At 73.3% G+C, this 21,179-nt stretch carries 21 protein-coding genes; 3 read left to right on the forward strand and 18 right to left on the reverse strand.

Going from position 1 to position 21,179, the window contains the following annotated elements:
* From AB0A69_RS25040 to AB0A69_RS25115, 16 genes are all read right to left on the reverse strand, one after another.
* Positions 1 to 1,200 carry a cytochrome P450 gene (locus tag AB0A69_RS25040; protein WP_361426130.1) on the reverse strand — a complete coding sequence of 400 codons (1,200 nt, stop codon included), beginning with the start codon at positions 1,198 to 1,200 and terminating at the stop codon, positions 1 to 3.
* A gap of 20 nt (positions 1,201 to 1,220) precedes the next feature.
* Positions 1,221 to 1,880 (reverse strand): response regulator transcription factor, encoded by a 660-nt coding sequence (locus tag AB0A69_RS25045; protein ID WP_361426133.1) that lies wholly within the window; start codon positions 1,878 to 1,880, stop codon positions 1,221 to 1,223.
* On the reverse strand, positions 1,877 to 3,190 hold the full coding sequence (locus AB0A69_RS25050) for a histidine kinase (RefSeq protein ID WP_361426136.1): 1,314 nt from the start codon (positions 3,188 to 3,190) through the stop codon (positions 1,877 to 1,879). Before AB0A69_RS25050 ends, AB0A69_RS25045 begins: the two co-directional genes overlap by 4 nt.
* An 86-nt stretch (positions 3,191 to 3,276) precedes the next feature.
* Positions 3,277 to 4,155, reverse strand: coding sequence for an alpha/beta hydrolase (locus tag AB0A69_RS25055; RefSeq protein WP_361426139.1), 879 nt, complete (start codon positions 4,153 to 4,155; stop codon positions 3,277 to 3,279).
* Positions 4,156 to 4,244: 89 nt separating this feature from the next.
* Entirely contained in the window at positions 4,245 to 5,453 is a 1,209-nt protein-coding gene (kynU, locus tag AB0A69_RS25060) for a kynureninase (RefSeq protein ID WP_361426142.1), read from the reverse strand.
* On the reverse strand, positions 5,446 to 6,291 hold the full coding sequence (kynA, locus tag AB0A69_RS25065; protein WP_361426145.1) for a tryptophan 2,3-dioxygenase: 846 nt from the start codon (positions 6,289 to 6,291) through the stop codon (positions 5,446 to 5,448). The genes kynU and kynA overlap by 8 nt, the downstream gene beginning before the upstream one ends.
* A 209-nt stretch (positions 6,292 to 6,500) precedes the next feature.
* A complete protein-coding gene (locus AB0A69_RS25070) occupies positions 6,501 to 7,475 on the reverse strand; it encodes a DUF3152 domain-containing protein (RefSeq protein WP_361426148.1) in 975 nt (324 codons plus the stop codon).
* Between the two features lie 130 nt (positions 7,476 to 7,605).
* Positions 7,606 to 8,019 carry a DUF3151 domain-containing protein gene (locus tag AB0A69_RS25075; protein WP_361426151.1) on the reverse strand — a complete coding sequence of 138 codons (414 nt, stop codon included), beginning with the start codon at positions 8,017 to 8,019 and terminating at the stop codon, positions 7,606 to 7,608.
* Positions 8,020 to 8,102: 83 nt separating this feature from the next.
* A complete protein-coding gene (gene fbaA / locus AB0A69_RS25080; RefSeq protein WP_361426154.1) occupies positions 8,103 to 9,125 on the reverse strand; it encodes a class II fructose-bisphosphate aldolase in 1,023 nt (340 codons plus the stop codon).
* A gap of 188 nt (positions 9,126 to 9,313) precedes the next feature.
* Entirely contained in the window at positions 9,314 to 9,862 is a 549-nt protein-coding gene (pyrE, locus tag AB0A69_RS25085; RefSeq protein ID WP_355359927.1) for an orotate phosphoribosyltransferase, read from the reverse strand.
* 59 nt (positions 9,863 to 9,921) lie between these two features.
* Entirely contained in the window at positions 9,922 to 10,731 is an 810-nt protein-coding gene (locus tag AB0A69_RS25090; protein WP_361426354.1) for an aldose 1-epimerase, read from the reverse strand.
* Between the two features lie 19 nt (positions 10,732 to 10,750).
* Complete coding sequence (locus AB0A69_RS25095) at positions 10,751 to 11,578, reverse strand: SRPBCC family protein (protein ID WP_361426158.1); 828 nt, start codon at positions 11,576 to 11,578, stop codon at positions 10,751 to 10,753.
* Positions 11,579 to 11,611: 33 nt separating this feature from the next.
* Positions 11,612 to 13,144, reverse strand: coding sequence for a polyamine aminopropyltransferase (locus tag AB0A69_RS25100; RefSeq protein WP_361426357.1), 1,533 nt, complete (start codon positions 13,142 to 13,144; stop codon positions 11,612 to 11,614).
* Positions 13,145 to 13,245: 101 nt separating this feature from the next.
* Positions 13,246 to 13,782, reverse strand: a complete 537-nt coding sequence (locus AB0A69_RS25105; RefSeq protein ID WP_361426161.1) for a DUF2617 family protein — start codon at positions 13,780 to 13,782, stop codon at positions 13,246 to 13,248.
* A 320-nt stretch (positions 13,783 to 14,102) separates the two neighbouring features.
* On the reverse strand, positions 14,103 to 14,318 hold the full coding sequence (locus AB0A69_RS25110) for a hypothetical protein (RefSeq protein WP_361426164.1): 216 nt from the start codon (positions 14,316 to 14,318) through the stop codon (positions 14,103 to 14,105).
* 60 nt (positions 14,319 to 14,378) lie between these two features.
* Positions 14,379 to 14,648, reverse strand: coding sequence for a hypothetical protein (locus tag AB0A69_RS25115; RefSeq protein ID WP_361426167.1), 270 nt, complete (start codon positions 14,646 to 14,648; stop codon positions 14,379 to 14,381).
* 184 nt (positions 14,649 to 14,832) lie between these two features.
* Between AB0A69_RS25115 and AB0A69_RS25120 the strand changes: the two genes are divergently transcribed.
* Positions 14,833 to 16,044, forward strand: coding sequence for a pyridoxal phosphate-dependent aminotransferase (locus AB0A69_RS25120; protein WP_361426170.1), 1,212 nt, complete (start codon positions 14,833 to 14,835; stop codon positions 16,042 to 16,044).
* Positions 16,045 to 16,305: 261 nt separating this feature from the next.
* On the forward strand, positions 16,306 to 17,385 hold the full coding sequence (locus AB0A69_RS25125; RefSeq protein ID WP_361426360.1) for a hypothetical protein: 1,080 nt from the start codon (positions 16,306 to 16,308) through the stop codon (positions 17,383 to 17,385).
* A 4-nt stretch (positions 17,386 to 17,389) separates the two neighbouring features.
* Here the strand turns inward: AB0A69_RS25125 and AB0A69_RS25130 are convergent, their stop codons facing one another.
* Positions 17,390 to 17,959 carry a YbjN domain-containing protein gene (locus AB0A69_RS25130; RefSeq protein WP_361426173.1) on the reverse strand — a complete coding sequence of 190 codons (570 nt, stop codon included), beginning with the start codon at positions 17,957 to 17,959 and terminating at the stop codon, positions 17,390 to 17,392.
* A gap of 106 nt (positions 17,960 to 18,065) precedes the next feature.
* On the opposite strand from AB0A69_RS25130, the gene AB0A69_RS25135 reads away from it, so the two are divergent.
* Positions 18,066 to 18,512 (forward strand): hypothetical protein, encoded by a 447-nt coding sequence (locus tag AB0A69_RS25135; protein WP_361426176.1) that lies wholly within the window; start codon positions 18,066 to 18,068, stop codon positions 18,510 to 18,512.
* 15 nt (positions 18,513 to 18,527) lie between these two features.
* On the opposite strand, the gene clpB is transcribed toward AB0A69_RS25135, so the two are convergent.
* Entirely contained in the window at positions 18,528 to 21,113 is a 2,586-nt protein-coding gene (clpB, locus tag AB0A69_RS25140; protein ID WP_361426179.1) for an ATP-dependent chaperone ClpB, read from the reverse strand.
* Positions 21,114 to 21,179: the final 66 nt, after the last annotated feature.

Genomic DNA, 21,179 nt, shown 5'->3' on the forward strand with positions numbered 1-21,179 from the left:
TCAGACCTCCACCGTGATTCCGTTCAGCCCCCGGATCACGAAGTTCGGCCCCCACTCCGGCTCCCGCACGAGCCGCAGTCCCGGCGCGCGCTCCAGCAGCGCCGCCATCGACGCGGCCAGCTCGATGCGGGCCAGCGGGGCGCCGAGGCAGTAGTGGATGCCCGCGCCGAAGGAGACGTGGGGGTTGTCCCGGCGGGACAGGTCCAGCGTGTCGGGGCGGTCGAAGACGGCCGGGTCGCGGTTGGCGGAGCCGAAGAGCAGGGCGACCTCGCTGCCGCGCGGGAGGGTGGTGCCGTCGATCTCGACGTCGTCCAGCACCCAGCGCTCGAAGAGCTGGAGCGGGGTGTCGTAACGGAGGAGTTCCTCCACAGCTGTGGACAACTCCACCTCGCCCGCCCGCAGGGCGGCGAGCTGCCCGGGATGGCGGAACAGGGCCCACCAGCCGTTCACGGTGGTGTTCACGGTCGCCTCGTGGCCCGCGTTCAGCAGCAGCACGCAGGTGGAGACCATCTCCTGCTCACTGAGCCGGTCGCCCTCGTCGTACGCGGCGATCAGCGCGCTGATCAGGTCCTCACCCGGCGACGTACGCCGCTCGGCGATCAGCCCCCGCAGGTATGCGGAGAACTCGACCGACGCCCTGACCGCCCGGGCCGCCGTCTCCTCCGACGGGTTCAGCTCGAACATCCCGCAGATCGCCGCCGACCACGGCCGCAGCAGCCCCCGGTCCGGCTCCGGGACGCCGAGCATCTCCGCGATGACCGCGACCGGCAGCGGCTCGGCGACGGCGGTCAGCAGGTCTCCTCCGCCCTCCGCCACCAGGCCGTCGACCAGCTCGCCCGCGAGCCGGTGGACGTACGGCCGCAGCCGCTCGACCGTCCGCGGCGTGAACGCCTTCGACACCAGCCGCCGGATCCGCGTGTGGTCCGGCGGCTCCAGGTCCAGCATCCCGTGGTCGTTCAGGACGTGGAACGGCTCGTGCGCGGCCGGGGGCGGCGTACGCCCGAACTCCGCGTCCGTGAAGCGGTGCCGGTAGGTCCGCCCCAGCCGCCGGTCCCGCAGCAGGGCGGCGACATCGGCGTGGTGCGGCACCAGATACTGGCGGCTCGGCTCGAAGAAGTGCACCCGCCCCCGGGCACGGAGCTCCGCGTAGGCGGGGTAGGGGTCGGCGACGCACTGCGGGGACCATGGGTCGAAGTCCATGGGCCGACCTTACGCAGGGCTCAGCCCGGCGTCACCAGCCTCGCCTCGTACGCGAACACCGCCGCCTGCGTCCGGTCCCGCAGCCCCAGCTTCACCAGGATCCGGCTCACGTGCGTCTTGATCGTCGACTCGGCGACGACGAGACGGGAGGCGATCTCGGCGTTCGACAGGCCCTGCGCGATCAGCACCAGCACCTCCGTCTCGCGCTCGGTCAGGTCGCCGACCCGCGCCAGCGCCGCCGCCCGCGGCGACTCGGCACGCCGCGCGAACTCGGTGATCAGCCGCTTGGTGACGGTCGGCGCGAGCAGCGCCTCACCCGCGGCCACCACCCGTACGCCGTCCGCCAGCTGCCGCGCCGAGGCGTCCTTCAGCAGGAAGCCGGACGCTCCGGCGCGCAGCGCCTGGTACACGTACTCGTCGAGGTCGAAGGTCGTCAGCACCAGCACCTTCGCGTCGCCGTCCGCCGCGACGATCTCGCGGGTGGCGTCGATGCCGTTCAGCTCGGGCATGCGGATGTCCATCAGGACCACGTCCGGCCGCAGCTCCGCGACCCGCCTGATGGCCTCGCGGCCGTTGACGGCCTCGCCCACCACCTCGATGCCGGGCATGGCGTTCAGCAGGACGGAGAAGCCCTCGCGGACCATCATCTGGTCGTCGACGATCAGGACGCGGATGGTCATGCTTCCGTCCTCACCGCGGGCACCGGCAGGAAGACCGCGACCTCGTAGCCGCCGTCGTCCGTCGCCCCGGCGGTCATCTCGCCGTCCAGCATCGCCACCCGCTCCCGCATGCCCGTGATCCCGTGACCCGCGCCCATTCCCGCTCCCGTTCCCGCTCCCGGTGAGGGCTTCACCAGGCCCCGCGCGGGGCCGTTCACGATTCTGAGGCCCAGGCCGCCGAGGACGTACGCCACCTCCACCTTCGCCGCCGCGCCCGGCGCGTGCCGCAGCACGTTGCTGAGCGCCTCCTGGACGATCCGGTACGCGGACAGCTCCACGCCCTGTGGCAGCTCGCGCACCGCGCCGGTCACCGTGGACTCGACGTCGAGCCCGGCGTCGCGGACGTTGGCGACCAGCCCGCCGAGGTCGGCGAGGGTCGGCTGCGGGGCGTCCGGAGCCTCGTAGTCCTGGGCGCGGACGACACCGAGGACGCGGCGCAGCTCGGTCAGGGCGGCGACGGCGTTCTCGCGGATCGTGGCGAACGCCTGCTCCAGCTCGGGCGGCGGGTTCTCCACGCGGTAGGGGGCGGCCTCGGCCTGGATGGCGACGACCGACATGTGGTGGGCGACCACATCGTGCAGCTCGCGGGCGATGGTGGTGCGCTCCTCCAGCAGGGTGCGCATGGACCGCTCCTGCGCGGTGACGGACTGCTGGGCGGTGATCTCCTGCCGGGCCTCGCGGCGCACGTGCACCACGGTGACGGCGAGGAGGGCGAGGGCGGCGAGGAAGACCAGCACCGCCGAGTTCGACCCGTACCCGCGGCCCAGGCCCGTCTCCATGAACACCGCGAAGACGCCGGTGATCACCCACATCCAGGCCGCGGTCCGCGGCCGGGTCCGGGCCGCCACGACGGTCAGCACCACCAGGTGCGCCGCGAAGGAGGGCGGCGACCACGGCCATTCGCCCCAGCCGCCCGCGAGCAGGCTCACGAACGGCGCCGACACGAGCGACAGCCAGAACGCGGCGAGCGGCCGGACGAGCGTGAGCAGCACCGCCCCGGCGGGCACGAGACCGATCGGGTACGGGCCCGTGGTGGCCCCGATCAGCAGCACGACCAGCGCCGCGCCCACCACCAGCGCGTGCGGCGTCCACTGCGCGTACTCGCGTATCCGGCCCGGCAGGCGCCGGGTCACCGGGCCGTCGGTGGCCATGGGTGGCAGCAGCCGGTACGCGAGGACGTCGTGGAACAGCTCGCGGCGCAGGCCCTGGAGCAGGCCCTGGGCAAGCCGGAGCTCGGGGCTGCGGGTCTTGGTGTCGGTCACGCCGTCCACCGTAGGCGCGGGCCGGGGCGCGGTCGTCCCCTTGGATGCGGATCCTGCCGCGTCCGCCCTGAGGACTACGGGGTCCTACGCGGCGCTCACCAGGCCAGCTGCGCGATCTCCTCCGCGACGACCGCGCACGCGTCCGCCGCCGGGTCGATCAGCGGGAAGTGGCCCACACCGTCCAGCAGCGTCAGCCCGACCATCTCGCCGGCCTTGGCCGCCGCGTCCACGTACGCCTCGGCGACGGCCTGCGGGACGACGGTGTCGTCGCGGCCCTGCACCACGGCCGTGGCGATGCCGGTCGGCAGCAGGACCGCCGGGTCGGCCGCCCCGGCACGCACCTCGAAGTCCTCTCCGGCCCCGAGGAGTTGGCGCACCGCGCCACCGCACACGTCCAGCTCCACGGCGCGCTCGAAGTGCGCGATGGGCGCGAGGGCGACGACGCCGCGCAGCGCGGGCGGCGCGTCGAGCCGCCAGGGCGAACCGGCGGGCAGGACGTGCCGGGCGGCGCCCCACAGCGCCAGATGGCCGCCCGCCGAGTGCCCGGTGACGACCGTACGGCGCGGGTCGGCCTGCGGCAGGTGGGTGCGTACGAGCCCGGGCAGGGCGTCGAGCGCGGCGGCCACGTCGTCGAAGGTCTCCGGCCACCGCCCGGCGACCGGGCCGCCGGCGCCGCCCTGTGCGGGGATGTCCCTGCCCCGCCGGTACTCGACGTTGGCGACGGCGAAGCCGCGCCGCGCCAGGTAGGCGGCGAACGGGGTGATGTGCCGGCGGTCGTACGGCGACCGCCACGCCCCGCCGTGCAGCACGACGACGAGCGGCGCGCGGTCCCCCTCGCGCGGGGCGTAGAAGTCCACGACCTGGTCCGGGTGGTCACCGTACGCGGCGGTGGAGTCCGGGTCGACGGCCGGATGCGACAGGGCCGAGGCCTCCTCGGCGGCGTCGCGGGCGGCGCGCGCGGCAGGGTCGGGCATGGTGCTCAACCTTTCGGTGACGGGGCCGAATTGGCCTGACCTGCGGGGACCGTATCAGGACTGGCGCCCCCGCAGATCAGGGCCGAACGTCAGCCCGTACGCTCCGAAAGGACGTCCGCGAGGACGCGTGCCGCCCGCTCGGTGTCGGCGAACCCGACGTACAGCGGTGTGAAGCCGAATCGCAGCACGTCAGGGCGGCGCAGGTCGCCGACGATGCCCCGGGCGATGAGCTCCTTCATCACCGCGGGGGCGTCTGGGCAGCGGAACGCGACCTGGCTGCCGCGCTCGGCGTGCGCCTCCGGCGTCACGGACACGAGCCGGCCCTCGGGGACGTACGCGCGCACGCACTCCAGGAAGAAGTCCGTCAGCGCGAGGCTCTTGGCCCGTACGGCCTCGACCGACACCCCGTCCCAGACGTCCAGCGCCGCTTCCAGCGCCAGCATGGAGAGGATGTCCGGCGTGCCGACACGCCCGCGCACCGCGCCCTCGGCCGCCGCGTACCGCGGCTCCATGGCGAAGGGGTCGGCGTGCGAGGTCCAGCCGGGCAGCGGGGAGTCGAAGCGCGCCTGGTGGCGCTCGGCGACGTACAGGTACGCGGGCGCGCCGGGGCCGCCGTTGAGGTACTTGTACGTGCAGCCGACGGCGAGGTCCACGCCGTGCGCGTCCAGGCCGACGGGCAGCGCGCCCGCGCTGTGGCACAGGTCCCACACGGCGAGGGCGCCGGCGGCGTGGATCGCCGCCGTGGTGCCGGGCAGGTCGTGGAGGCGTCCGGTGCGGTAGTCGACGTGGTTGACGAGCGCGGCGGCGGTCCGCGGGCCGACGGCGGCCGGTACGTCGCCGGGCGCGACCGGCACCAGCCGCTTGCCGGTCATCCGGGCGGCCGACTCGGCGATGTAGCCGTCCGTGGGGAACGTCGTCGCGTCGACCACGATCTCGTCGCGGGCCTCGTCGGCCAGCCGTACGGCACCGACCAGCGCCTTGAAGACGTTGACGCTCGTCGAGTCGCCCACCACGACCTGGCCGGGCGCCGCGCCGAGGAGGGGCGCGATCCGCTCGCCGATCCGCTCGGGCGCGGTCCACCAGCCGCTCTCGTCCCAGGAGCGGATGCGCAGCTCGCCCCACTGGCGGGTGATGACGTCGGCCACGCGGCCGGGCACGTGGCGGGGCAGCGCGCCGAGCGAGTTGCCGTCGAGGTACACGGCCCCGTCGGCGGCGTCGTCGAGGGCGAACAGCTCGCGGTGCCCCGCCAGTTCGTCCTTGGCGTCCAGCAGCGACGCCCTGCGGGTGAGATCAGACATGACTGCGCGCCGTCCACAGCTCGGGGAACACGTTCTTGCGGGCCCGCTTCTCCAGCCAGGCCACCCCGGCGGAGCCGCCCGTGCCCGTCTTGGAGCCCATCGCACGGCGCGTGGCGACGAGGTGGTCGTTGCGCCAGCGCCACACCAGCTCGGCGACATCCGTCAACGCCTCGCCGAGGCGCACCAGTTCGCCGTTCTGGTCGGGGTCGGCGTAGACGCTCGCCCAGATCTCCTCGACGGCCTGCGACGGCTCGTACTTCTGCGACAGGTCGCGGTCCAGGACCTCCGCCGGCACCGGCAGGCCGCGCCGCGCGAGGAGCCGCAGCACCTCGTCGTACAGGCTCGGCTCGTACAGCGCCTTCTCCAGCTCGGCGTGGACGCGCGGCGCGCCGCGGTGCGGCACCAGCATCGACGCGGACTTCTCCCCGAGCAGGAACTCCAGCCGCCGGTACATCGCCGACTGGAAGCCGGAGCCCTCGCCGAGGGCGCTGCGGTAGGAGTTGAACTGCGCGGGGGTCAGCTGGGCGAGCGGCGTCCAGGAGGCGTTCAGCGCCTCCAGCTCGCGCACGGAGCGCTTCAGCGCGTCCATCGCCACGGGGAGGCGGTCCTCGCGCAGGGCGCGGCTCGCGGTCTCCCACTCGTGGACGATGACGGTGAACCACAGCTCCATGACCTGGGTGGTGACCAGGAAGACCATCTCTCCCGGATCGTCCGAGAGGGGGTGCTGGAGGTGGGTGAGGACGTCCGCCTGGACGTAGTCCTCGTACGGCGTGGTGCCTGCGAAGTCCAGGTTCGGGGTGTCCGAACCGGCCGCGGAGGCATCGGGGGAAGTAGACATCGCTGTCTCCATCAATGCGTGCTACCGGGTAGCGGTCTGCCCCACTTTCGGGCGCTCGGTTCGCCTCCGGGGCGCTTGAGCGCGCGCCCCTTCGGCTCACTCGCGAGTGTCCCGGCAGGTAGGGCCCCGGTCCCCTCGGGATCGCACACACGTGCGCCCGCACGGTGTCTGTGCGCGACCCCAGTCGCATCATGACACGACCGGCTCGCTCACACGATCGGCCCCGTGAGGTACCGGCCGTCCTCGTCGTACGGCCAGGCGTTGGAGACGCAGCCGTCCAGGCCCTTGATCTGCTGCATCATCACGGGGGCGGGCTGTCCGGGGCCCGGGCAGCCCATGTGCTGCCGGATGCCTATCTCGTGCCCGATCTCGTGGTTGATGATCAGGTGCCGGTACTCGGCCGGGGTACCGGCGAAGGTGGGTGAGCCGAGCATCCAGCGCTTGAGGTTCACGACGACGCCGTCGACGGTCTCGCAGTTCAGCTCGCCGCCCGTGTCGAGCCCCTGGGCCCCGCAGAGCGCGTCGGCGGTGTCGGGACTGGCGATCCGGATGACGAAGTCGGCGTCCTCCGTCACCAGCTGGAAGGACCCGCGGCCGTGCGCCGCCCAGCCCCGCGGGTGCGCGAGGATGCGCTCGATCTCCTGGGCGGCGTGGGCGGCGGAGATCTCCAGACCGCCGACGCCGTCGATGCCGTCCTCGACCTGGACGCGGTAGCGGCGCAGCGGGCCGCTGCCGACCTTGTCGCCGCCGGTACGGGCGGTGGTGAAGGTCCCGGCGCCGGAGGACGGCACCGCGGCGGGGGCCCGCTCCGGAGGCTTGGCCTTCCCCGGCTCGGGGGCGCGGGGCGAGGCGCTGCGGCTCGCGCGCGGCGAGGCGGCGCCGGACCGGTCGGGCGACGCACCCGACGACGGCGGCTCCGCCGCCGGCAGTGCGTCGGCGGGCGGGGCGAGGGGGCTCTCGGCGTTCCCGGGGCGGCCCGCGGCGGCCGGGGCGTCCGTACCGCCGTCCCGCCACTGCGCCACGGCGGCGGCGCCGCCGAGGCAGAGGGTCACCAGACCGAGGGCGAGCAGGATCCTCGGGGCCGCGGAACGCCGGGCGGGCGCACGCCGCGTGCCGCCGCGCCGTCTGCCGCCGCCGCCCTTGCGGCGACGGCTTCGTCCGGATGCGGCGGCACGTGTACCCACGAGTGATGTCCCCCCGGTCATTCGCTGGTTTGTGCGATCCTACCGGGCGGTAGCGGGCCGGCCTCAGCGGAGGGCGTCCTCAGCGAAGGGGGCCGAGGGCATCCTCAGCCGAAGGTGTCCGAAGGCGTCCTCAGCCGAGGGTGTCCGCCGCGAGGGGCGAGGAGTCGCGCAGGAACGTCGAGCAGCGCTCGTACTCCTCCTGCTCGCCGATCGCCTGCGCGGCGCGCGCCAGGGCGTGCAGGGCCCGCAGGAAGCCCCGGTTCGGCTCGTGCTCCCACGGCACCGGGCCGTGGCCCTTCCAGCCGTTGCGGCGGAGGGCGTCCAGACCGCGGTGGTAGCCGGTCCTGGCGTACGCGTACGACTCCACGACCCGGCCGGCCTCGAACGCGTCGTCGGCGAGCTGGGCCCACGCCAGCGAGGACACCGGGTACTTGGCGGCGACATCGGCGGGCGCGGCACCGGACGCCAACAGCTCGCGCGGCTCGGGGTCGTCGGGCAGGTGGGTGGGCGGCGGGCCGCCCAGCAGGTTCTCGTGAAGGGACATGCCCCTAGTGTCACAGGCCCGGCACCGCGTGAGCGATGCCGGGCCTGCTGGACGGTCGTGCGTGTGGTTACTGCAGCTTGTGGTTACTTCAGCTTGGTGCCGGTCGAGCGCAGCGCCGCGCACGCCTCGGTGACGCGCTTGGCCATGCTCGCCTCGGCCAGCTTGCCCCAGGTGCGCGGGTCGTAGGTCTTCTTGGAGCCGACCTCGCCGTCGACCTTCAGCACACCGTCGTAGTTCTTGAACATGTGGTCCGCGACCGGACGGGTGAAGGCGTACTGGGTGTCCGTGTCGATGTTCATCTTCACGACGCCGTTCTCCAGCGCGGTGGAGATCTCCTCCTGCGTGGAGCCGGAGCCGCCGTGGAAGACGAAGTCGAACGGGTTGGCCTTGCCGAACCGCTCGCCCACGCCCGCCTGGAGGTCCTTGAGCAGCTCGGGGCGGAGCACGACGTTGCCCGGCTTGTAGACGCCGTGGACGTTGCCGAAGGAGGCGGCCAGCAGGTAGCGGCCCTTCTCGCCCAGGCCGAGGGCCTCGGCGGTGCGGATGGCGTCGTCGACGGTGGTGTACAGCTCGTCGTTGATCTCGTGGGTGACGCCGTCCTCCTCGCCGCCGGTCGGGGTGATCTCGACCTCGAGGATGATCTTGGCGGCGGCGGCCTGCGCGAGCAGCTCCTGGCCGATGGCCAGGTTGTCGGCGAGGGTCTCGGCGGAGCCGTCCCACATGTGGGACTGGAACAGCGGGTTCTCACCCTTGGCGACACGCTCGGCGGACAGGGCGAGCAGCGGACGGACGTAGCCGTCCAGCTTGTCCTTCGGGCAGTGGTCGGTGTGGAGCGCGACGGTGATGTCGTACTTCGCGGCGACGATGTGCGCGAACTCGGCCAGGGCGACCGCGCCGGTGACCATGTCCTTGCTGTACTGGCCGCCCAGGAACTCAGCACCACCGGTCGAGATCTGGATGATGCCGTCGCTCTCGGCCTCCGCGAAGCCGCGCAGGGCCGCGTGCAGAGTCTGCGACGAGGTGACGTTGATGGCCGGGTAGGCGAACTTGCCTGCCTTCGCCCGGTCGAGCATCTCGGTGTAGACCTCGGGGGTTGCGATGGGCATCTGTCCGCTCCTTGTGATGTGCGGTTGCGTTCGTTGCTATCCCTGACCTGGGGGCGACGTCATCGTCGCACTCATCATCCCAGACGCAGGCCCGGGCTCCACCGGCGCGTGCCGAGAGGGGCGGTCTGTTTCACGTGAAACAGACCGCCCCTCGGCAATACCGCAGGTCAGATACGACGGGCAAGGCGTCAGGCGAGACCGAGCTCGTCGAGGGCGTACGCGTAGAGGTACGGCACACCCGCCGTCTCGCTGATCTTCTCGGCCGCGCCGGTGGCCCGGTCGACGATCGTCGCCACGGCGACGACCTCGGCGCCGGCCTCGCGGACCGCCTCGACGGCGGTGAGCGGCGAGCCGCCGGTGGTGGAGGTGTCCTCGACGACCAGGACGCGGCGGCCCTTGATGTCCGGGCCCTCCACGCGGCGCTGCATGCCGTGCGCCTTGGCCGCCTTGCGGACGACGAAGGCGTCGAGCTGCCGGCCGCGCGCGGCGGACGCGTGCAGCATCGAGGTGGCGACCGGGTCGGCGCCGAGGGTGAGACCGCCCACCGCGTCGTAGTCGAGGTCGGCGGTCAGATCGAGCATGACCTGACCCACGAGCGGTGCGGCGGCGCCGTCCAGGGTGATCCGGCGCAGGTCGACGTAGTAGTCGGCCTCCAGACCCGAGGAGAGGGTCACCTTGCCGTGCACCACGGCCTTGTCCTTGATCTGCTGCAGCAGCTCGGCACGTACGTCAGTCATGCCCACGAGCTTAAGCGCCCCCGGTCACCGCTGCTCACGCCCGCCGCTCACCGCCGCGTTCACAGCCGTCGCCAGGTCCAGGTGGACTCGATCTCCAGCGGGTCGATGGGCGTGACCAGGCGCGGGTGGGTGTTGAGGCCGTTGGGCGGGCCCGACTGGGGCTCGACGCAGACGGCGGCCTCCTGCTCGTCGTAGACGACCACCCACTCGGCGCGGCTGGTGACCTTGAGCTCCAGGCGTCCGGGCCAGGTCAGTGTGACGTCGACGCCGTCGGGCATGGCGAAGCAGTCGTCCCACGGGCCGGGGCGCGGGTCGATCCGCCGGCCGGTGGGCAGGTGGTCGTCCCCGCGCTCCTCCTGCCAGGCGGCGGCGAAGTCGAGGCGCACCTCCTCGCCGTCGCCGTCGAGGGTGCGGTGGAACCAGGGGTGCCAGCCGGCCTGCGCCGGGAAGGAGTCGCCGTACGTCTCGACGCCGAGCCGCAGGATCAGCGCGTCCTCGGTCAGCTCGAAGATCTGGGTGACCCGCCCCGGGTACGGCCACGGCTCGGCGAGGTCGTATGTGAACGCCGCCTCCGTCTTGTCGGCGCGGACGGTGCGCCAGGCGGCGTCGCGGCCGGTGCCGTGAATGGCGTGCGGGGGCGAGTTGAGGGGCAGCTGATGGCGCGTCGCGCCGTTGAGGAAGCGGCCGTTCGCGACCCGCCCACACCAGGGCACCATCGGGAAGGAGCCGTACCGCTCGCCCTGCCGGAGCAGTTCCGTGCCGGCGATGCGGAGGCTCTCGATACGGCAGCCGATGTCCGGGCGGACGGTCAACTCCGCGTCTCCGGCCACGAGCCGGACGCGCGCGCTCTCGGCGCTGCTACTGGTCACGTCAGTCACGCCACCGACACTACTTCCGCCGGCTCCGGCGCCGCAGCGCCCGCCCCGCGACCACGGCGGAGGCGAGCGCGAGCGCGGCGGCGGGGGCCAGCCAGCGCAGCGTCGCGGTGGCCGACGCGGTCTCCGGACCGGGCGTGGGCGCGTAACGCCCGCGCGGCGGGGAGTGGTCGACCTCCTCGGCGCTGCGCCCGATCATGGTCCGCCGCGCGTGCGCGGCCTCGGCGGGCGGCTCGTCCGCCCCGAACGCGTCCCCGGCGCTCACGCCGTCCGCGCCGTCCGCGTCGTCCAGGGACTCCAGCGCGGAGGGGGGCACGGGGGTGTCGTACAGCCGCGTCTCGGCGCCCTGGTCGACCCCGTCGTCGTCGACGTCGACGTCGTCCTCTTCCGGCGAGGCCGACCAGTCGGAGGCCGTGGCGGTGTTCGCCAGGGACTCGGCGAAACGGTCCAGCAGGCGGTGCGCCGTGGCGGCCGTCGCGTCGGCGGGGAGTTCCGCCAGGCGGCCGTCCGCCCGGAGGGTGCCGGTGACGGCGAGGGTCGTGCCGCCCTCGTCCTCCGTCGGACGCACCGTCATGGCCAGCTTCACCGACCCGGAGCCGCGGACCTCCGTGCCCTCGCCCTCGACGGCGTACGCGCCGTCCTCCTGCTCGGTGACGCGCAGGGTGCCGCGGTAGGTGATCGAGTGCCCGCCGGCGCGCACCTTGAGGCGGCCCGACAGCGGGCCGGCCGACGCGTCGGCGTCCTGTTGGAGCCCTGGGACGCAGCGGGCGACGCGGGCGGGGTCCGCCAGCACCTCGCGGACGGCTTGCACGGTGACCGGAACGAACACCTCATGCTCCATGGGAGCCGAGCCTACCGACGCCCGGCGCTCACGTCACTCGGCGTACCGCGGGTGCACCAGTGTGGAGGGCGGCGGGTCCCCCGCCGGGGCACCCGCCTGGCGGAGCACCGCGCAGTGCCCGGGCGGTGTGCCCGGCGAGGGCGGCGGGCCGGACACCGCCGCGAGGAGGAACCCCCAGTCGCCGGGCGCTCCCCCGCCGCCCGCGGAGCGGTCGGGCCCGGCGGCGAAGCCGGAGCGCCGGCCCTCGGCGCAGTACGGCCGGGTCGTGAAGCCGGCCGCGCGCAGGGTGGCGTCCACCGTCCAGTAGGTGTGCGGCCGGGACGCCGACGGCCCCGCGTGGACGGCGAGCCGCCCGCCCTCCCGGAGCGCCCGCGCCGCCATGCCGTAGAACTCCTGGGAGTAGAGCTTGGTGGAGGCGGTGATGCCCGGGTCCGGCAGGTCCGACAGCACCACGTCGTACGCCCCCGGCTCCGCCGCCTCGCGCAGCCAGCGGAACGCGTCGGCGTACACCACCCGCACCCTCGGGTCGGCGTACGCGCGGTCGTTGAGCCGCGCGAGGGCCGGGTCCGTGCGGGCGAGGCGCACCACGCCCGGGTCCAGCTCGACGACCGTCACCGCCTCGACGTCCGCGTACCGCAGGGTTTCGCGGAGCGCCAGTCCGTCACCCCCGCCGAGGATCAGCACGCGCCCGTGCCGCCCGCGCATCGCCGGGTGGACCAGCGCCTCGTGGTAGGGCCGCTCGTCGTGCCCGCTGACGCGCAGCCGCCCGTCCAGGAAGAGCTCCGGCGGCTCGTCCGCCGCGCCCGTGAGCACCACCTCCTGGACGCTCGTCTGGACGGCGACCCGCACCCGCTCGCCGTACACCGCCCGCCGCGCCGCCCGCTCGAAGTCGTCGACCAGCGCGGCCGCGGTCGCCAGCACCCCCAGGACCAGTACGTAGGCGACGGCCAGCAGCCACCGCTCTCGGCGCGTCAGGTCGCGTCCGAACAGCCACAGCACCAGCGCCCCGCCCGCGACCACGTTGACGGCGCCGGTGAGCAGCGCGCTCGTCAACTGCCCCAGCCACGGCAGCAGGAGGAAGGGGAACGCCAGCCCGCCGACCAGCGCACCCACGTAGTCCGCGGCGAAGAGGTCCGCGACCGTGCCGCCCGGATCCTGTTCGGGGCGGTGTGAGATCCGGTGGATGAGCGTCATCAGCAGCGGTATCTCGGCGCCGATCAGCACGCCGATCGCGAGCGAGAACGCCACGAGCGCCTCCCGCGCCCCTCCCGCCCACGCGAACGCGGCGTACAGCACGAGTGCCGAGCAGCCGCCGACCAGCGCCAGCGCGGCCTCGACGAGACCGAAGCCGACCGCCGCGCGGCAGCGCAGCCGCTTGGCGAGCAGCGACCCCACGCCCATCGCGAAGACCATCACGGAGAGCACGACCGACGCCTGGGTGACCGAGTCCCCGATGAGGTACGAGGCGAGGGCGACCAGCTCCAGCTCGTACACCAGCCCGCAGGCGGCGCAGACGAAGACCGCGAACAGCACCAGGAACCGTCCCGCGCGCTGCCGCAGGGGCAGGGCCGCCGCCGCCCGCGCGGGCGGCGGCGGCCCTGCAGCACGGGAGGCGGACGGCGCTTCGATCACGCCATAACGCTACGTCCCGCCCCAGTGACCACTTGTCACCCACACGGGTGGACTTCCGCCTGTGAAGGCATACGGACGCCGACACTCGTCCTGGTGACGACCAGCTGCCCCTCCTGCGGGTACGCGTGCCAGGTGCGCCACCGCACCTGGCCCTCGTGCCGCTGCGCGAGCATCGCCGTGAAGGCGTGCGGCGAGCCCGGGAACGTACCGGCGAGGCCGTGGGGGTGGTCCGCCACGAGCGCGAGCAGCTCCTGCGCGCGCCCCGCGAACGAGCCCTCGGACAGCGTCTCGACGCGGGCGGCGAACTCGTACTCCCACGCGCCGATCCGCTTGGCCACGCCGAGCGGCAGCGGCGTGCTGCTGCCCGGCATGCAGGCCACGGTCTCCGAGCAGCTGCCCCGCTCCTCCTCCAGCAGCACCTGGTGCGAGGCGCCGAGAAGTCTCAACTGAATGGTGGCGCCGTCGAGTTCGAGATCGAGCACGGCAAGGGCCGGCAGCGCCTCGCGCCCCAGCGCCCAGGCCAGGTCGGCGGCGCGCGTGTCGGTATACGCGGTGGTGAGCGTCGTGAGCATGGGTCGGCTCCGCAAACACGGTTTGACGGGTGGACCGGGGGCGTCCCGGAGACCTCGGAGGGACTGGGGCATCTCGCCTCGGGGTCCACGCACGAGGTCCGAGGGCTGGATGGTTTCGACAGCGAGGGAATCATGAACTGCGAGTGACTCACAGCGGTTTTACCCAACTTGCCGTGGTTTCCATCCCTTGGGGGGCCTGACGGTTCAACTGTTCAACATTAACGGCCCTAGAGACCCTACAAACGGTCAACGTGGAGGAGCCCGGCGTGAGTTGACGGCGCCGGGCTCCTTCGGTGGTGTCGCGGACCGACTGCCCCGTGTCAGTCGCCTCCGCCACCGCCCCCGCCACCGCAGGAGGACCCGCCGCCGCAGGACCAACCGCCGCCGCCACCGGACCCGCTGTCGCCGCCGGCCCACCAGGTGCCGCCGCCCCGGCGCGAGCCCCGCGGCCGATGCCGGTCGCGGCCGCTGTTGGCCGCGCCGATCACGATCAGCGCCGCGGCGCCCACCACCACCACGATCCAACCGAAGTCCATCGGTTTCCCCTTCCCCCGCTTGTCGTACGTGCCTGGGGGATGCCCCCGCCGTCACGCGCGCTAATCGGAATTGAGCAAGTCCAGAGGTTTCAGCTGCACCCGCCCCCGCCGCCGCCACAGGACGAGCCGCAGGAGGAGCCGGAGCAGGACGAGGAGCTCGAGCACGAGGAGCTGGAGGAGGAGGAGGAGCACGAAGAGCCGGACGAGCCCGACGACGGGCGCGACGCCTTCGACGCCTTCCGCTTCCGCGGCTTGGACGGGGAGGACGAGGAGGACGAGGAGGACGAGGTGGACGTGGACCTCGGCACGTACGGGCTGTCGCCCGCCCACCAGCTGCCGCTGTCGATGCCGCGGATCCGCTGGACCCTCTCCTCGGACCTGTGGACCGCCAGCACCACACCGCTCACGATGGCGACGACCGCCGCCGCATACAGGAATGCTTCCATGGCGGGGGGATCCCCCCGCCACACGCCGCCGAAAGCAGACTTGAGCCACTCCAGAGGTTCGGCTCAGGATGGCCGTCATGACACTGCCGCCGCGTTCGCCGCGCCCCCTGCTGAACCGCCGCCTCGCCCCCTTCGGCACGACGATCTTCGCGGAGATGTCCGCGCTGGCCACCCGCACCGGCTCCATCAACCTGGGCCAGGGCTTCCCCGACACCGACGGCCCCGAAGAGGTCCGGGAAGCGGCGGTGCGCGCGCTGCGCGACGGGCGCGGCAATCAGTACCCGCCCGGCCCCGGCGTCCCCGAGCTGCGTACCGCCGTCGCCGAGCACCAGCTCCGCCGCTACGGCCTGGCGTACGACCCCGACACCGAGGTCCTGGTCACGGCCGGCGCCACGGAGGGCATCGCGGCGGCGCTGCTGGCGCTGGTCGAGCCGGGCGACGAGGTGATCGCGCTGGAGCCCTACTACGACTCGTACGCGGCCTGCATCGCCATGGCGGGCGGCACGCGCGTACCGGTCACGCTGCGGCCGTCCGGGGACCGGTTCACGCTCGACCTGGACGAGCTGCGCAGAGCGGTCACCGACCGCACGCGCCTCATCCTGCTCAACACCCCGCACAACCCCACCGGCACCGTCCTCACCCGCGACGAGCTCGCCGCCATCGCCGCGCTCGCCGTCGAGCGGGACCTGCTCGTCGTCACCGACGAGGTGTACGAGCACCTCGTCTACGACACCGCCGAGCACGTGCCGATCGCGACCTTCCCCGGCATGCGCGAGCGGACCGTGACCCTGTCCTCCGCGGGGAAGACGTTCTCGTACACCGGCTGGAAGGTCGGCTGGGTGACCGCGGCCGCCCCGCTCGTGACGGCGGTCCGCACCGCCAAGCAGTACCTCACCTATGTGAGCTCGGGCCCCTTCCAGTACGCCGTCGCCGAGGCGCTGCGCCTGCCGGACGACTACTTCACCGGTCTGCGCGAGGACCTGCGCGCCAAGCGGGACCTGCTCGCCGGGGCGCTCGCGGAGGTGGGGTTCGGGGTCTTCCGGCCGCAGGGCACGTACTTCATCACCGCCGACATCACCCCGCTCGGCGAGAAGGACGGCCTGGCCTTCTGCCGGAGCCTGCCGGAGCGGTGCGGCGTGGTGGCGGTGCCGACGCTGGTCTTCTACGACGACCCGGAGGCGGGCCGCGCCCACGTGCGGTTCGCGTTCTGCAAAACGGAGGGTCTGCTCCGCGAGGCGGCGGACCGGCTCCGGGGGCTCAAGGGGCTCCAGGGTTCCTAGGGACCCAGGGGGCTGTAGCGGCCCGTCGCGCCGCTGTCACGGCGACACGCGCGCGGGCACCCCGCCCGGGAAGGCGACCACCCGGGCGGGTCCCCTGCGCTCGCGCCGCCGCCGCGCTCCGCACAGGGTCGGGGTGAACCATCCCGCGCACGGAGGTGCACCCTGTCCGCCGAGACGTCCGCCGAGACCTTCCGCCCCGGCGCGCCGAGCGTGGCGTGGCGGCCCCTCGCCGCGCTGCACCGCGCCGCGCCCGCGCTGGGGATGTTCGCCGCCGCCCGGCTGACCGGGATGCTGGTGATGGCGCTGTGGGCCTGGCACACCGGCCGCTCGCCGCGCGCGCTGCTGGCCGGTTCCTGGGACTCCGACTGGTACCTGCGGATCGCCGCCCACGGCTACGGCAGGACGCTGTACTGGCCGGACGGCGCGGTCCAGTCCGACCTGGCGTTCTTCCCGCTCTACCCGGGGCTCGTCCGGGCCGTGACGGCCGTCCTGCCGGTCGCGGGCGGCACCGCCGGGCTGCTGGTCTCCTGGACGGCCGCGGGCGCGGCCGCCTGGGGGATCTTCCGGATCGGCGAGCGGCTGTACGGGCGGAGCGTGGCCACCGCGCTGGTCGGGCTGTGGGGGCTGCTGCCGCACTCGATCGTGCTGTCCATGGCGTACACGGAACCGGTGATGACCGCCTTCGCGGCCTGGTCGCTGTACGCCGTGCTGACCCGGCGGTGGCTGTGGGCGGGCGCGCTCGCGGCCCTCGCGGGCGCGGCGCGCCCGAACGGGGTCGCGGTCGCGGCGGCGGTGGTCGTGACGGCCGCCTGGGCGCTGGTGCGGGACGCGCGGAACCGGACCGACTGGCGGGTGTGGGCGGGGGCCGCGCTGGCCCCGGCCGGCTGGGCGGGCTACGTGCTGTGGGTGGGCGCGCGCCGCGGCGACCCGCTGGGCGGGTACTTCGCGGTGCAGGCCGGCTGGACCTCGCGGTTCGACTTCGGGGCGGGAACGCTGCGCTTCGTACGCACCGTCGTCACCCGCCCCATGGACCTCGGCTTCACGATGGCGCTGGCGCTGACGGCGGTCGCGGTGGTGCTCTTCGCGCTGTTCCTGCTGGACCGGCCGCCGCTGCCGCTCGTCGTCTACACGGCGGTGCTGGTGGTCATCGCGGTCGGCGGCTCCGGGTTCTTCGAGTCGAAGCCGCGTTTCCTGCTGCCGGCGTTCCCGCTGCTGGTGCCGGTGGCGTACGCGCTGCGAAAAGCCCGGCCGGGGGCGGCGGTCGTGGTGACCGCCGCCCTGGCCGGGCTGTCGTTCGCCTACGGGACGTACGTGCTGACGCTCGCCACCATGGCCCTCTGAGGACCTACTCGGCGCCCCCGTCGGGGCCCTCGGCGCCCTCGGCGCCCTCGGCGCCCTCGGCGCCCTCGGCGCCCTCCAGGCCGAACTGCTCCACGAGCCACTTGTCGAACTCGATGGAGGCCCGCACCCAGCTGACCGTCGACTGCACGAAGTGCTCCAGCGCCACCCCGGTGCCGATCAGCATCTGCGCCTCGCCGATGAGCCGGACGGTGGCGCCGCCCTGCTCGTCCTCGTGCAGGTGCGAGTAGACCTTCGGCCACAGGGTGCGGCGGTTCCAGTCGTCGATCGTCTCGAGGATCTTCTCCTTGTTCTCGACCGGGTGGGCCCGGTCGTAGAAGGTCCGCACCGAGTAGACCTGCTGGTCGCCCTCGCCGCGGAACATGAAGTACGTGCGGAATTCCTCCCACGGCGCCGCGAGGTCACCCTCGTCGTCGACGACGTACTTCAGCTCCATCTGCTCGAGGAGCTGCTTGACGAGATCCTGGTCGGGGACGACGGGGCCCGCCGGTCCTGCGGCCTGCTGCGGCTGGGGCTGGCCCCCGAAATTCGGAATCGAGGACGGGTCGATGCTCACCGTGAATTTCCCTTCGTACGATTGCGGCCATCCTCTCCCATCCCCGCCCGGAGGTGGCAAGCGCGGACGGCGGCGATCCGCTGCGGGCTGACATGATTCCGTGCTCATGACGCGGAAGAGCGGAAAGGAAGAGAGGCGCGGAAGGCGCTGGCTGTGGATATGCCTGACCCTGCTGGCGGTCCTGGGGCTGCCGGCCGGCTGCCTCGCGTGGGGCGCGTACTCCCTCGGCGAGTCCGGCCGGGAGCAGCCGGTGCCGTGCGACAAGGCGATGGAGTACGCCAAGGGCGCCCTGCCCGCGGGCGCCCGGGACGCCCGTTGCTCGGGCGCCCACTGGCAGGACACCTACGTCAGGGCCGAGTTCCGGATGGAGCGTGCCGGGGCGGAGGCCTGGATCGCGAAGACCTGGCCGACGGCGCAGCCGTCCGAGCCCTGCGACACGGACCTGTGCCGGGACGTCGACTACAACCACGCGGACCCCTCGTCGATGAGCGTGAAGCTGACGTACGAGGACGGGGAGACCGCCCTCGTACGCCTCTTCGCCCACGGCACCTGACACGGCCCGCCGGGACTACCGCACCGCTCCCACGGCCAGCCCGTCGTCCGTGCGGTCGACGCGGACCGTGTCGCCGTCCCTGACCTCGCCCGCCAGGATCTCCTTGGCGAGGCGGTCGCCGATCGCCGTCTGCACCAGGCGGCGCAGCGGGCGCGCGCCGTACGCCGGGTCGAAGCCCTCGATGGCGAGCCAGTCCAGGGCCTCGGGGGTGACGTCCAGCGTGAGGCGCCGCTCGGCGAGGCGGGCCGCCAGGCGGTCGATCTGGATGCGCGCGATGTGGGCGAGCTGCTCGCGGTCGAGGGCCGAGAAGACGACGATGTCGTCGAGGCGGTTGAGGAACTCCGGCTTGAAGGAGGCGCGGACGGCCTCCAGCACCTGCTCCTTCTTCTGCTCCTCCGGGGTGACCGGGTCCATCAGGAAGTGGCTGCCCAGGTTGGAGGTCAGGATGAGGATGGTGTTGCGGAAGTCGACCGTCCGGCCCTGCCCGTCGGTCAGGCGGCCGTCATCGAGGACCTGCAGCAGGATGTCGAAGACCTCCGGGTGCGCCTTCTCCACCTCGTCGAGCAGCACCACGCTGTACGGGCGGCGGCGCACGGCCTCGGTGAGCTGGCCGCCCTCCTCGTAGCCGACGTAGCCGGGGGGCGCGCCGACGAGCCGGGCGACGCTGTGCTTCTCGCCGTACTCGCTCATGTCGATGCGGACCATGGCCCGCTCGTCGTCGAAGAGGAAGTCGGCGAGCGCCTTGGCCAGCTCGGTCTTGCCGACGCCGGTGGGGCCGAGGAAGAGGAACGATCCGGTGGGCCGGTCGGGGTCGGAGATCCCCGCGCGGGTGCGGCGGACCGCGTCCGACACGGCCCGTACGGCCTCGATCTGGCCGATCAGGCGGCGGCCGAGCTCGTCCTCCATCCGCAGCAGCTTCTGCGTCTCGCCCTCCAGCAGGCGCCCGGCCGGGATGCCGGTCCAGGAGGCGACGACGTCGGCGATGTCGTCGGCGCCGACCTCGTCCTTGACCATGGTGTCCCTGGCGGCCTCCTGCTCGGCCTCGGTGGCCGCCTCCAGCTCCCGCTCGACCGCCGGGATCTCGCCGTACAGCAGCTTGGAGGCGGTGTCGAAGTCGCCGTCGCGCTGGGCGCGCTCGGCCTGGCCGCGCAGGTCGTCGAGCTTCTCCTTGAGCTCACCGACGCGGTTGAGGCCCTGCTTCTCCTTCTCCCAGCGGGCGGTCAGGCCCCGCAGCTCCTCCTCGCGGTCGGCGAGGTCGCGGCGCAGCTTCTCCAGGCGCTGGACGGAGGCGGGGTCGGACTCGTTCTTGAGCGCGAGCTCCTCCATGCGCAGGCGGTCGACGGCGCGCTGGAGCTCGTCGATCTCGACGGGCGAGGAGTCGATCTCCATGCGCAGCCGGGACGCGGCCTCGTCGACGAGGTCGATGGCCTTGTCCGGCAGGAAGCGCGAGGTGATGTAGCGGTCCGAGAGGGTCGCGGCGGCGACGAGCGACGCGTCGGCGATCTGGACCTTGTGGTGGGCCTCGTACCGGCCCTTGAGCCCGCGCAGGATGGCGATGGTGTCCTCGACGCTCGGCTCGGCGACCAGGACCTGCTGGAAGCGGCGCTCCAGGGCGGGGTCCTTCTCGATGCGCTCGCGGTACTCGTCGAGGGTGGTGGCGCCGACCATGCGCAGCTCGCCGCGGGCGAGCATGGGCTTGAGCATGTTGCCCGCGTCCATGGCGGAGTCGCCGCCGGCGCCCGCGCCGACGACCGTGTGCAGCTCGTCGATGAAGGTGATGATCTGGCCGTCGCTCGCCTTGATCTCGGACAGGACGGTCTTCAGCCGCTCCTCGAACTCACCGCGGTACTTCGCGCCCGCGACCATCGCGCCGAGGTCGAGCGCGACCAGCCGCTTGTTCTTCAGGCTCTCGGGGACGTCGCCCTTGACGATGCGCTGGGCGAGGCCCTCCACCACGGCGGTCTTGCCGACGCCGGGCTCGCCGATGAGCACGGGGTTGTTCTTGGTGCGGCGGGACAGCACCTGCACGACGCGGCGGATCTCCTGGTCCCGGCCGATGACCGGGTCCAGCTTCCCCTCGCGGGCCGCGGCCGTGAAGTCGGTGCCGAACTTCTCCAGGGCCTTGTACTGGCCCTCCGGGTCCGCTGTGGTCACGCGGCGTCCTCCCCTGGCCTTCTCGAAGGCGTCCAGCAGCTTGCGCGCCCCGGCGCCCTGGCGCTCCAGCAGCTCGCCGGCCTGGCCGCCCTTGGCGGCGACGCCGATCAGCAGGTGCTCGGTCGACACGTAGTCGTCGCCGAGCTCCTTGGCGCGCCGCGTGGCGTCGGCGACGACCGCGAGCAGCTCGCGGTTGGGCTGCGGCGGGGCGACGGTGGAGCCGGTGACGCTGGGCTGGGCGGCCAGCAGCCGCTCGGTCCCCGCGCGCAACGAGGCCTGGTCGGCGTCGACGGCGGCGAGCAGGTCGATGATGTTCTCGTTGTCCTGGCCCTCCAGCAGTGCGAGCAGCACGTGCGCGGGGGTCAGGTCGGGGTGGCCGTCGGACACGGCGCGGCTGGTGGCCGCGTTGAGCGCGTCCCGGCTCCGGTTGGTCAGCTCGGCGTCCACGGGTGACTTCTCCTCCTTCGGGGCCCGGCCTGTATGACTCACGCCTGTACGACCCAGCTATATGAC

The organism is Streptomyces sp. NPDC045431 (assembly GCF_040646655.1).
Lineage (GTDB): Bacteria > Actinomycetota > Actinomycetes > Streptomycetales > Streptomycetaceae > Streptomyces.